This window comes from Streptomyces sp. NPDC060205 (assembly GCF_042728395.1).
Lineage (GTDB): Bacteria > Actinomycetota > Actinomycetes > Streptomycetales > Streptomycetaceae > Streptomyces.
Genome location: NZ_JBHWZP010000086.1, coordinates 1 through 12332, shown reverse-complemented (window position 1 = coordinate 12332; position 12332 = coordinate 1). Strand labels below are relative to the sequence as shown.

At 64.9% G+C, this 12332-nt stretch carries 8 protein-coding genes; 6 read left to right on the top strand and 2 right to left on the bottom strand.

Annotation, left to right across the window (positions count from 1 at the left end):
• Positions 1-107 precede the first annotated feature (107 nt).
• Complete coding sequence (locus tag ACFWGJ_RS17505; RefSeq protein WP_387325087.1) at positions 108-875, bottom strand: transposase; 768 nt, start codon at positions 873-875, stop codon at positions 108-110.
• A gap of 73 nt (positions 876-948) precedes the next feature.
• Between ACFWGJ_RS17505 and ACFWGJ_RS17500 the strand changes: the two genes are divergently transcribed.
• The gene (locus ACFWGJ_RS17500) at positions 949-1326 is read left to right on the top strand and encodes a hypothetical protein (RefSeq protein ID WP_387325084.1); all 378 of its coding nucleotides are present in this window, start codon (positions 949-951) and stop codon (positions 1324-1326) included.
• A gap of 1261 nt (positions 1327-2587) precedes the next feature.
• Here ACFWGJ_RS17500 and ACFWGJ_RS17495 read toward each other — a convergent pair.
• The gene (locus ACFWGJ_RS17495) at positions 2588-5668 is read right to left on the bottom strand and encodes an alpha-mannosidase (RefSeq protein ID WP_387325081.1); all 3081 of its coding nucleotides are present in this window, start codon (positions 5666-5668) and stop codon (positions 2588-2590) included.
• A 94-nt stretch (positions 5669-5762) separates the two neighbouring features.
• On the opposite strand from ACFWGJ_RS17495, the gene ACFWGJ_RS17490 reads away from it, so the two are divergent.
• From ACFWGJ_RS17490 to ACFWGJ_RS17470, 5 genes are all read left to right on the top strand, one after another.
• Positions 5763-6404, top strand: a complete 642-nt coding sequence (locus ACFWGJ_RS17490) for a TetR/AcrR family transcriptional regulator (RefSeq protein WP_387325078.1) — start codon at positions 5763-5765, stop codon at positions 6402-6404.
• A 154-nt stretch (positions 6405-6558) separates the two neighbouring features.
• On the top strand, positions 6559-7851 hold the full coding sequence (locus tag ACFWGJ_RS17485; protein ID WP_387325075.1) for an MFS transporter: 1293 nt from the start codon (positions 6559-6561) through the stop codon (positions 7849-7851).
• A 504-nt stretch (positions 7852-8355) separates the two neighbouring features.
• Positions 8356-9537: a cytochrome P450 gene (locus tag ACFWGJ_RS17480; RefSeq protein WP_387325072.1), complete on the top strand. Its 1182-nt coding sequence runs from the start codon at positions 8356-8358 to the stop codon at positions 9535-9537.
• Positions 9538-9736: 199 nt separating this feature from the next.
• Complete coding sequence (locus ACFWGJ_RS17475; RefSeq protein WP_387325069.1) at positions 9737-10741, top strand: dipeptidase; 1005 nt, start codon at positions 9737-9739, stop codon at positions 10739-10741.
• Positions 10742-10825: 84 nt separating this feature from the next.
• Positions 10826-12271: an amidohydrolase family protein gene (locus tag ACFWGJ_RS17470; RefSeq protein WP_387325066.1), complete on the top strand. Its 1446-nt coding sequence runs from the start codon at positions 10826-10828 to the stop codon at positions 12269-12271.
• Positions 12272-12332 lie beyond the last annotated feature (61 nt).

Here is a 12332-nt window from a genome sequence, read left to right as displayed (position 1 = left end):
TGAAGCACGGTCTCTGCAGCGAGGCGTGCCTCGATCAGGGCTTAAAGGTTGTCCCGTAAATGATCTTTGGGTCTGCGTGACGTGCCTGGTCGCTGTCGGCCACCTGCCTATCCGGTGATGGCGAGGTTGTGCAGGCGCGCGATGTGGAGCATGGCGTGGTGCACCCCGTCGCCTTTGAGGCGGCAGTCGCGGAGGATCTTCCAGGTCTTCATACGGGCGAAGACGTGCTCGACTCGGGCGCGGACCTGTTTGCGGGACGTGTTGTGGGCTTTCTTCCAGCCGGGCAGGTCTTCGTCCTTGCGCCGGCGGTGGGGCATGAGGAGTCCGGTGCCGGGATAGCCGCCGTCGGCGATCGTGGTGGTCTTGCCGACGGCGGTTTTGGCGCCGGATTCCTCCCACGCCTTGCAGTCGTTGCGGTTTCCGGGCAGGGGGCGGCCGATCACGACGACGAGTCGGGTGACAGCGTCGATGACGACCTGGTGATTGGTGGAACACCTGCAGTTCTTCGACTGCGCGGCGATGGCGCGGTCTCGGGTGGGCACGAGGGTGCCGTCCACGATAAGCACGGCGTCCTTGGCGAACCTCTTGCGGGGCCGGAGCTCGATCACCGGGCCGAGGTGGTCGATGATGCGGTCCGCGGCCGACTTCGAGATCCCGAACAGCGGAGCGAGCTGGCGCATCGTCAAGTTCGTCCGCCAGTAAGCCGCCACCAGCAACACTCGGTCCTCCAGCGGCAGGCCCGAAGGCCGGCCCTTTCGGACCGCGTCCGTACCCTCGCGCCGCACCACGCTGACCAGCTTGCCGAACAAGCTCGGACTCAGCCCTGTGAACCAGGCTATCCAGTACGGCTCAGACGCCGTGATCACACCAACCACCCTGGATCATCTCAGTTGCAGACGCCGCTAGTTCCGGCTGATCCTTGCTTACTGACGACCAAGGGAGAACGACATGGGGCTGATTCTGTTCCCGGGAGACGGAAACCCCAGCAGTCCCGACGTGGCTTGGTCCTACAGCGGCTTCGCCGCGTTCCGGCAACAGCTGGCGCAAGCTGAGGGGTTCGCTCTCTCCGAGATGCAGGGCTTCGGTGGAGATCGCCCCTGGAGTGATGTTTCCACATCACTCCAGCCGCTCCTCGATCGCCCCGATGACAGCGGAGGCGAACTCTCGCCCTCTGAGTGCGCCGCGCTCCTGCCCCGACTGGAAGCGATCGTTGACCAATGGCAGAACGAGGCCGATGTTCCTCAAGCACACATTGACGCGGCCCGACAGCTGACGGTCGTTCTGCGGCTCTGCGCCGCGAAGGACGTCGAACTCCTCTTCCTCTGATGTCTAGGAAGCCGAGGCCGTTGCTCATGCTCCCGCAGTTACGGGACAGCCTTTAAAGGCAATGCCGTCACCCCAGAATGAGCGCCGACCCGCGCCACCGCGATCACGACAGATGTCTCGCAGGGTGCCGCGCACGACCTCGCCAGGAACGATCTGGAGCGTCTGCTCGTACCAGAACCTGTGCGAGGTCGATGCTCTGCCACAGGGCATCAAGTTGGACCGGGGCAGGCCAAGGGCGCCCTCCTGGAACACGAGTAGCCGGATGGCAAGGGTGGCTGGATCGCAGCAGTCCGCTGCGGTCGCCAGATCTCGTGCGCGCCAGCCTTGCGCACCGTATCGATCTTCGGCCCGCTGCTAGGGGCAAAAGCCTTTGCGCCGGGTGCCCGGGCGATCTGAACAGGTCCTCGACCGCGCAAGACATCACTGAACAGATTCGCTCAGCCGCCCCGGAAGGCATCGACGTCGCACTCGGCGTCGCCGTCGGCGATCTGGGCAGTGAACCACTGCCTCACCTGCGGGAAGGCGGCCGGTGGGTCATCGGATGTGCACTGGGCGGATACGGAGGTGTTCGATGTACGCCGTCCGTACCTGCACAACACGCAGATGACCGGATCCGCGATGCACACAGTCGCGCACTTCCGCCGGCCTACCGCCCTGGCTCACCAAGCCGGGCTTCGCTCGCGACTCCAGTCCGATCGACTTCGGGGGGCCGCCGACCGCGCCCGTGTACAAGTACCACGGCACGGCCGACGGGTTCCTGACAGTCGGAGCAGCACGAGAACTGGCGTCGCGCTGTCGCGGGGGCGCCCATGTCGCACTCGCCGAACACGAGGGCGGACGCATGGGAGTGAGCAGGCGTATGGCGTCGCCGGCGCCGTAGCGTTCCTGCACCGCCACCTTGCGGGACGGCCTCACGGCGACTTGCGAGAGGGGCACACATGAGACGGCGTCAGCGGCACATCGTTCACGCGGCGCCACGGGGACGTGGTCCACGATGGTTCCGCTGGGCCCTCGCACCCGGACATTGCTTCTGGCAGTGCCTGGCGACGGGGGGTCTTGCTGTGTTCGCGGGGAGGCGCTGGTCGGACCATCGCCGCCCGCGGATCCATCGGTCGGCATCGACGGCGTAGGAAGGGATCTCCCGGTCGAATCGGCCTTCGTCTCCGTCAGGAAGATCCGAGGATCTCCATGACTCATCGACACCATGGCGTGCCCAGCAGCGACAGGTCACTGGTCGGAGAGCGGGCGGCACATCGTGCCTCTACCGGGCTCGGCTGATGCGCAGCGTCGCGATCTCGAAAGGCCGCAGAACCAGTTCGATGGTCTCGTGCGAATGCCATGTCCGCTGGTCGAGGTCACGTTCCAGCAGGTCGGTCAACGAGGCCGCGGCGAAGGGAAAGTTGGGATGGATGACCGCGCCGGCGCGTGACCCACCCGCTTCGTAGAGTCGCACGATGAGGTCGCCTGAACGGTCCTCGGCCAGTTTGATCGCTTCCACGAAGACGGAATCCGCGGAGACGGTGACCACAGGCTCGACGCCCTGGTGGGCGTCGTCCAGGATGCGGGTCGGCAGATTCGTACGGTAACCGGTGGATGCCGCGTCGATGACGCCGCCCACGACACCGAGAACGGTACGCAGGACGTGGACGCCTTGATCGGCTTCCGGATCGGGGTACTTCGGTGCTCGGAGCAGCGACTCTCGCACCACCGTGGTGGTTCCGCCATCGTCCCGTACGGTACGAGTGATGTCGTGACCGTAGGTCGAGGTGTTGGCGACCACGGCACCGAAGTCGCCCTCCGCCACATGGACCCAGCGGTGCGCAACCGTCTCGAATCGTGCGTGGTCCCAGGAGGTGTTGACGAAAGTAGGGCGTCGGACGTGGCCGAACTGGATCTCCGATGCCGCTTCGTCGGCGCGCAGGTCCAGCGGGAAGGCGAGCTTGAGAAGCTTCTCCTGTTCGTGCCAGTCGACCACGGTCTCGATCTGCAGCTCGCCGTCGTCCTCTGCCAGCCAGTAGCGCTGGGTGAACGATGACTTTCCGTAGGTGTGGTGCACCACGAGGGTCCGGTCGACGATCTCGACGGAGTCCGGGGTGCGCAACTCGGTCATCGAGCGCCGGTAGGCGCGGTCGATGTCCCAGGCCTCGAACATGTTGGGGATGTCACGGAAGATCTGCAGGACGGACGCTGCCTGACCCGGAGCGATCAGTTCCCGGCCCGTTTTGCGGTCGACGTACGAGATCAGCTGTCCGTCCGCGTCGAAGCGCGTGGTGACATGGCCGTTCTGCAGCACGTACCCGGAGTCGGTCCGAGCGTGAATGACCACGGCATCCTGCGGGGCCGAGTCAGCGGTCACGGCGCCGAGGGCCGGACTGCTCCCGACCGTCACCGGGGCGGCGTTGAAGACAACCCGCTCGCTGCCGTGACCGGCAAGGGCCCGCTGCGCCGTTTCGATCAGAGCCTCCAGGCGGACCGCCACCTCCTGGTAGATCTCCTCGGCCTCGTCATGCACCCAGGCGATGGCCGATCCGGGCAGGATGTCGTGGAACTGCTGCAGCAGAACCGTCTGCCAGATCGACTCGAACTCGTCATACGGGTAGTCGATCAGCCCGCGGACCGCCGCGGTCACACTCCACAGTTCGGCCTCGCGCAGGAGATGTTCGCTGCGCCGGTTGCCCTGCTTCGTCTTGGCCTGGCTCGTGTAGGTGCCGCGGTGTGCCTCCAGGTACATCTCGCCGTACCAGACGGCCGGTTGGGCCAGCGTCTCCTTGGCCTCGTCGAAGAACCGCGTGGGTGAGCCGAGCGTGACGCGGGGGGCGCCTTCGAGGTTGCGGTTGCGGTGGGCGGCGGCCAGCATCGCCGGGGTGGGGCCGCCTCCGCCGTCGGACCAGCCGAAGAGTGTCAGGGACGTGTTCGAGGCGCCCTGCTCGGCGTACTGCTTCTGCGCCTTCGCCAGGTCACCGGCTCCGAGGTCGGAGCCGTAGGTGTCGTTCGGCGGGAAGTGGGTGAAGATCCGGGTGCCGTCGAGTCCTTCCCAGAGGAAGGTGTGGTGGGGCATCCGATTGGTGTCGTTCCAGGAGAGTTTCTGCGTCAGGAAACTGTCCGTGCCGGCGCCGCGTGCGATCTGGGGCAACGCCGCGGTGAAACCGAACGAGTCCGGCAGCCATGCCTCCCGGGACAGGGCACCGAATTCGCGGAGGAAGAAGTTCTGTCCCAGCAGGAACTGCCGTACGAGGGCTTCACCGCCGGGCATGTTGGTGTCACTCTCGACCCACATACCGCCGACCGGTATGAACCGCCCTTCGTGGACCCTGGTCCGGATCCGCTCGAACAGCTCCGGGTAGAACTGCTTGACCCAGGCGAACTGTTGAGCGCTGGTGGCGGCGAAGACGAAGTCGGGATCGGCGTCCATCAGGGTCAGTACGTTCGAGAAGGTGCGTGCCGCCTTGCGGACCGTCTCCCGGGTGGGCCAGAGCCAGGCGGAGTCCAGGTGCGCGTGCCCCACCGCCACGATCGAGTGGGCACTTGAGTGGGCGGGAGAGGTGAGGACCTCACTCAGTTCGCCCGCGGCCGCTGTGGTCGTGCCGGTGACGTCGTCGGGATCGAGGACGTCACACATCCGCTCCAGCGCGTGGCGGATCGCCGCGCGGCGCGGGGAGGCAGGATCGAGCTGACCCATGAGTCCCATGAGCGCGGAGACATCCTGGAGCAGCGAGTCCACGGCGAGATCGCGTTCCACCAGGGCAAGTTTGCGCAGTGTGTAGATGGGTTCGGTGCCGGCCGTGGCCTTGTCACCCAGGTGCACCGTGTGCGACCTGGTGGGTGCGGCGAAGCCCGAGGGCAGCGGCGCGCCTCCGGCCGCCGAGGCAAGAGTGGTGACGAAGAAGTGCTCAAGCAGGTTGGGATTGGATGCGGCTTCGATGTAGAAGTCGATCTCCGTGGTTCGCTCCGGATCGACGTCGATCACATGATTGAAGGGCTCGATGCCCTTCACGATCGAGCCGTCGGGTCGGTACACCATGCCTTCGGCCTGGAATGCCGGCAGCAGACCGCTGAATCCCAGATCCACGAGCAACTGGACGGCCGTGCCCTCGCGCCCCCATCCGGCAGGCATCTCGCCGGTCACGTGGAACCACGTGGTGCCCCACGGTTTGCTCCATCGTTGCCCAACGGAGAACGGGTTGAAGGGCTGGTCGACGGCTTCCGCGAAGGGAACGGGTTCGTCGGGGACCTCCCACGCCGTCACCGTCAGGGGCGCGGTCCGTCGGAAGAGGTTCGGGGCTAGCCGGGAGCTGACCACATTGCCGATGCGGAGCTGCGCCTGAGTGTCGTCGTCAAACATGTCCGCACGCTAACACCAAAAAGCTCCACGTGGAACTTTTTCTTTCGCTAGTGTTTGCATCGCTGCACACCGAGCGACGGAAGGGCTGCCCAGAATGACCAAGGAAGACGGGGGAAAGGTGTCCCCGCTGTCGGGCACCGGGTCTCGCGGGCGCTACCCGAAGGGGATCCTCCGTCGCCAGCAGATCCTCGACCGCACGGTCGAGGTCTTCGCCGATCTCGGGTTCGAGGGAACGTCACTGCGCGCGATCGGTGAAGCCATCGGCGTGAGCCATGCCGCACTGCGGCGATATTTCGAGACTCGCGAGGACCTCTTCCTGGAGGTACTGCGGGAGAAGGACCGGCAAGCGCTGGCGGCGGCTCACGACAGCGGCCTGGAGCCGGGGTTCGCCGCGCTCGCCGCCAACTACGTACTCAAGACACCGGGTCTCATGGCCTTGCGGCACAGCATGGTGGCACGCGCACTGGAGCCGGGTTACGGCAGCTCGCGCGAGTTCTTCCGCGCCCGCTATCGGTCGATCCGGGCGGAAGCCAGGCTCATCCTCGAATTCCACCGAGACCGTGGGACCCTGCGCAGCGACATCCCCCTCGACACGGCGGCCTCGCTGCTGGTCGCGGCGATGGACGGCCTGTCCACGCAGGCGCTGCTCGACACCGAGGCGGACATGTCCGCCGGCATGGCCCTGCTGGAGCACCTGCTGGAAACGCAGACCGCCGAAGGTTCCCGACAGGCCTGACCGGCGTCGAACCTGGCCTCGCAAGCATTTCACCAGCCTGGAGGGCTGTTCGGCACCACCTCATGAAGAAAAAGTTCCACCTGGAACAATTCGGTGTTACGGTTCGCCCACGTTGACGCACCTGCCGCGTCTACCTCAGCCAGAGGACCTTGATGTGGACGAATCAAGCAGCACCCCTGTCACCACCGGCACCGATCCAAGACCCTCGGTATTGCCCCCTACTCCCCCGCGGTACGCCGTAAGGCCGCCGTCCAAGTACGCCGCCGCTGCGATACCTCTCGCACTGCTCGGCTGGTCGATCGCCCTGGTCCCGCCTCTGGCGATCACCATCGCTCTGCGGCTGCGCGAGCTCGACCGCGCCGACTCGGCCGCGAACCTCGGGCTCGTCCTGGGTGTGGGCGCCTTCTTCTCGTTCGTCACCAACCCGCTCGCCGGGCGGCTGTCCGACCGGACCATGAGCCGCCACGGGATGCGGAAGCCGTGGATCCTCGCCGGAGCCCTCATCAGCTACGTCGGCATCGCCGTCATCGCGTACGCACCGAACGTCTTGTTCGTCCTGCTCGGGTGGAGCGTCGCACAGGTCGGCCTCAACTTCGCACTCGCCGCCCTGATAGCGATGCTGCCCGACCAGGTGGAACCTCACCGCCGCGGTCGCGTCGCGTCCTTCATCAGCCTGGCCCAGAACGTAGGCGGGGTCGGCGCGACGTTCCTGGTGCAGCTCTTCCCGATCGGGACCCTTCAGGTCCTCGTTCCGAGCCTGTTCGGCCTCGTACTCATGCTCGGCGCGATCGCCCCGATCAAGGACCGCACCCGGACCGAACGCCCGGCCGAGCAGTTCGACATGAAGGCGTTGTTCGGCTCCTTCGTGTTCAACCCCCGCCGGTATCCCGACCTCGGCTGGGCTTGGCTGACCCGGTTCTTCCTCAACACCACGCAGTTCACCGCCACCGGCTACCTGACGTACTTCCTGATAGCGAACTTCGACGTGAGTGACGCCGAAGCACCGACCAAGGTGTTCCAAGCCGTGCTCGCCAATGCGGTAGGCCTGCTCCTCGTCACTCCGGTACTCGGCTGGCTCTCCGACAAGGTCGGCCGACGCAAGCCGTTCGTCATCACCGCATCCCTCATAGCGACCGCCGGCCTCGCCCTCATCGCACTGTCCACGTCGATACCCATGCTGCTGCTCGGCCAGCTCATCCTGGGCGCGGGAACCGGCGCGTTCTTCGCCGTCGAACTCGCTCTGCTCGCGGACGTCCTGCCGAACGAGGAGACCGCGGGCAAGGACCTCGGCGTCGCCAACCTCGCCCAGTCGCTGCCCCAGTCGATCATCCCCATCGCGGCCCCGGGCGTCATCGGCGCGTTCGGCTACCCCGGCCTGTTCTTGGGAGGAGCCGTGTTCGGACTCCTCGGCGCCTTCAGCGTCACCCGGGTCCGAAAGGTCCGCTGAGGAGCGGGCGCCCCGCCCTCCTGGACAACTGAGGCCGGCACTCGGGCCCCAGAACGGCGAGACGCCGGTGAGCGCTCCAACACGGCAGCGCGGCTGGGCCGCCGGTTCGATGCCCTTGTCAGTGAGCGCCCCGCCGGAGGCCCGGCATGTCACGCATGTGTGATGCCGCAGTGCGGTGGCATCGAGGCGGCTGACAGTCAGCAAGCCGGCGACCTCATGATCACCCGCTCCTGCCAGGGCCGGCGAGAGCACGCCACGGCCCACCGGAGCGGCACGTCTCGGCACCGTCCGCCAGCACTCCATCGGGGCAGAACGTTCGGTCTTGACTCGATGGAGTCAGCGGCTTAGGGTAACCATGCGCAGTGAATGATTTATTCACAGGAGAAGCCCGAATTTAGTCGTGGCGCGACGAGAATTCATGCTGCCTGACGACCCGGGACAAACCCCAAGGCGCCCTGCAAGCCTTATGTCCGGTCTGGACGTAGAAAAGCACCAAGGGGCACGGTGGACAAGAGTACCGAACGCAGTGGCTTCTGCCCTTCCTGGGGACCGCTACCAGACTTCTTGGATCCGCCACCCCTGCCCGACGATGTCAAAATGCAGTGGGCAAAGGCCCCCAGTGGCGCGGGCATGTGGGTCGTCAGCGATTATCATCTCGCGCGCCAGATACTCTCCGACAAGCGGTTCAGCAGATCCCTGGCGGCTGGTCCGGAGGGTGCCAAGATGGGCATCACCGATCCCTCCCCGGAATCCATCATCAGTATGGACGGCCAGGAGCATGCGCAACTTCGCAGACTCGTCGCCGGGACGTTCACGCAGTCACGGGTTGCGGAACTGCAGCCTTTCGTCGAAAGTCTCGTCACAGAGCTGTTGGACGACGTGGCGAGTCGAGGTCCGCAGGGCGACCTCGTATCCGGACTTGCCGTACCGCTCCCCATACACGTCATATGCCATGTCATGGGAATTCCGTTAGAAGACAGAAACTACTTCGCTGGGCACGTCGCGGTCTTGTTCGACCTGACCAGCGCGCCGGTTGACGGCGAGGACCGCACCTTGAGCCTGATCCGCTACATGATGAGCCTGATTGCCCGCAAGAGGAAAGAAAAGAAGCGCGGTGCAGATCTGATCAGCGTGCTGATCGAGGCGTGCGACAGATACGGAAAACTGACCAACCGGGCCATGGTCACACTCTGCCTCGCCATCCTCATGGCAGGCTACGAAACGACAGTCGACCAGATCTCGCTGACCATCCTTGATCTACTGAGTCGACCCGAGAAGGCTGACGCACTGCGGAACACGCCGTCCCTGATTCCGGAATTCGTCGAAGACACATTGCGCACCAATCCCGCAGTCACCACAACTTTCGCACGAATGGCGACGGAGTCCGTCGAAATGGCCGGATTGACCATCGGGCCGGGAGAAGCAGTGGTCGTGGACGTCTTGGGCGCAAACTACGGCCTCCCCGAGGCCGACGTGAAAAACTCATTTCGGCCCATTCACCTCACCTTCGGGCACGGGGTGCATCGCTGTTTGGGGTCGCACCTCGCAAAGATCCAGCTGACCGAAGCGGTTCGAGGGGTGCTCACCCGTCTGCCGCCTGTTTCCCTGGCAGAAGACCTACACGCCCTGGACTGGAAAACCGGTCATGCGACCCGCGGCCTCAATCGTCTTCTTGTCTCGTGGTGACCACCGTGCGCCACACGGCCCCGGGACATGCCGTCTCCAGGAGAACTGTGCACCGCGCCGCCAGCGGAGCCTCGCGCCACTGCCCCGTCACGACACTTGTCGATCGACTGTCCTCAGCCGTACGACAGCTGGCGCTCGTCCGTCGTCCCACGTCGTCCTAGCATTCGGCCGAGACCCGCCCATCGGCTCTGGGAGATCCATGAAACAGGAGCACACGACGACGCAGCCCGCCTTTGCGGCCGAGTACGCCCAGGCGCTGGTGTGGGAGCAGCATTGCTGCCTTCCGCTCGACCCGGACACCCGCGTCGACGAGTTGTGGCGTTACGCCGAAGCCGGCGCCTCATTCGTCTCGGTGAACGTGGGCTACGCGCCTCACGACATCGCCGACACGATCAAGGTGATCTCCTCCTTCCGCCGTCACGTGCTCACGAACCCTGACCGTTACGTCATGGCCGACTCGGCCGACGACGTACGTCAGGCCAAGGCCACCGGGCGCCTCGCGGTCGCGTTCGATCTTGAGGACACGCGTCCGTTGGGTGGACGCATCGACACCGTACAGACCTACTACGACCTCGGTGTCCGGACCATGCTGCTCACGTACAACCAGCGGAACGCGGCTGGTTCGGGGTGCCACGACGACTCCGACGGCGGTCTGACCGAGTTCGGCAGAGAGGTGGTGGCGGAGATGAATCGTGTGGGCATGGTCGTCGACGCAACCCATTGTTCCTATCGCACGTCGATGGATGTCTTCGCCGCCTCGACGGCACCTGTCGTGCTTTCCCATTCGGCGACGCGTGCGGTCCATGACCATCAGCGCAACGTGTGGGACGACCAGATCCAGGCATGCGCTGAGACGGGTGGTGTCATCGGCATCAACGGGGTCGGCATCTTCCTGGGTGCCAACGACACCAGCACCGAGGCGCTTGTCCGCCACATCGACCACGCCGTGGACCTGGTCGGCTGGGAGCACGTGGGTCTTGGACTCGACTTCTGCTTCGAGGCCGACGATCTCAACGAGGAGCTGGCTCAGAACCCCGATCTGTTCCCACCGAGTTATGCGAAGTGGGATCGCATTGACTTCGTCGAGCCGGAGCGACTGCCGGCCATCGCGACGGCACTGGCGGATCGCTCCTATCCGACCGAGGCCATCCGGGGCATCCTCGGCGAGAACTTCCTCCGTGTGGCGGAGAACGTCTGGCGCTGAACGCAAGTGCTTGGCCGCGTGGGAGGAATCAAGGCAACGTGCTCATCCTTTCGGAAGAACACGGGCGATCGTGGAAGGAACACAATGTCACTCCTGTTGACTGGCGCGACTGTCATCGACGGCGTCTCCGAGACGGGTATCGACGGTCGGTCGATCCTCGTTGAGAACGGTCGCATCGTGGCCATCGGCCGCCCGGATGAGCTCACGGTCCCGGCGGACACCGAGACGATCGATTTCAGCGGAAAGTTCATCATTCCTGGATTGATGAACGCCAACGTGCACCTGTTCATCAACGCTCTTTTCGAAACGCTCGTTCGATACGAGGGGCGTTACGATGACTTGATCGCAGAGGCCGCCCAGGTCGCACTCCGGGCCGGCATGACGACAGTGTTCGACACATGGGGGCCGCGGCGTGCGCTCATGTCGGTCCGTGACAGGATCGAACGGGGCGAGATCGTCGGCAGCCGTATTCGTTGCGCGGGAAACATCATCGGATTCGACGGCCCGTTTTCCGGAGACTTCGATTCGAGAATCCCGGGTATCGGCACCACTCATTTCGTCGACCGAGTAAATGCCACGTGGGTCGAGAACACTGGGCGACACTTGATGTGGCTCACGCCGGAAGCGGTCGGGGACGAGGTTCGTCAATACATCGGACACGGGATCGACTTCGTCAAGTATGCGTCGAACGAGCACGGCGGTACATCAGCCGGCGCCTTCATCCAGTTCTCGGAACGAACGCAGCGCGCCATCGTCGAGGAAGCTCATCGTGCCGGGTTGACCGTGCAGTCGCACACCTCGTCGGTCGAAGGGCTTCGGATGTCGATCGAGGCGGGGTGCGACCTCGTGCAGCACTGCAACATGACCGGGCCGACCGAGATCCCGCGTGAAACCCTTGAGCTCCTCGCACAGGGCGAGTGCGGCGCCGTCGTCTTTCCGCTCACCGATCACGGTCTGGCGCATCTCAAGGAATCCGTCTCGGACCATGAATGGACGATGTGGAAGGCATCGGATGCCAATGCCCGCACTCTCATCGAGTCCGGTGCGATGATTCTCCTCGCCAATGACGGAGGGATTTTCGCTCCGGAAGTCATGCAGGAGCCCCTGATCAAGGGCACCTGGAACGGACTGCCCGAGGAGGAGGCTCTGGGCCGGCTGGCGTCAGGTCACTTCGTCTGGCTGAGAGCCATGGAGGAGAAGGGCATGTCGCCGATCGATCTGCTCCGTGCGGCGACGCGCAACATTGCCAAGGCCTACAAGGTCGACGCTGATCTCGGGACGCTCGAAGTGGGTAAGGTCGCCGACATGCTTGTCCTCGACGAGGACCCTTTGCAGGGCGCCAAAAACTACGAAAGCATCCACGCCGTGTTCAAGGGCGGTGCTCTGGTAGACCGTGACGCGCTCCCGGAACGACCGATTCTCACTGCCGAGCTGCCGGCTCCAGTTGAGGAAGAGGCTCGCTTCAAGAGATCTCTCCATCACGGTGAGCGCCTTCCGGGTTGCCCCACCTGCCTCAACGGAACGCACTGACAGCCGGAAGGTGGACTGCCCGCCTTCGACAGCGATACCCACAGGGCACAGTGGCCAGGGC

Coding starts and splice junctions, on each gene's coding strand:
- ACFWGJ_RS17500 (WP_387325084.1), top strand. CDS start 949: ATGGGGCTGATTCTGTTCCCGGGAGACGGAAACCCCAGCAGTCCCGAC.
- ACFWGJ_RS17495 (WP_387325081.1), bottom strand. CDS start 5,668: ATGTTTGACGACGACACTCAGGCGCAGCTCCGCATCGGCAATGTGGTC.
- ACFWGJ_RS17490 (WP_387325078.1), top strand. CDS start 5,763: ATGACCAAGGAAGACGGGGGAAAGGTGTCCCCGCTGTCGGGCACCGGG.
- ACFWGJ_RS17475 (WP_387325069.1), top strand. CDS start 9,737: ATGAAACAGGAGCACACGACGACGCAGCCCGCCTTTGCGGCCGAGTAC.
- ACFWGJ_RS17470 (WP_387325066.1), top strand. CDS start 10,826: ATGTCACTCCTGTTGACTGGCGCGACTGTCATCGACGGCGTCTCCGAG.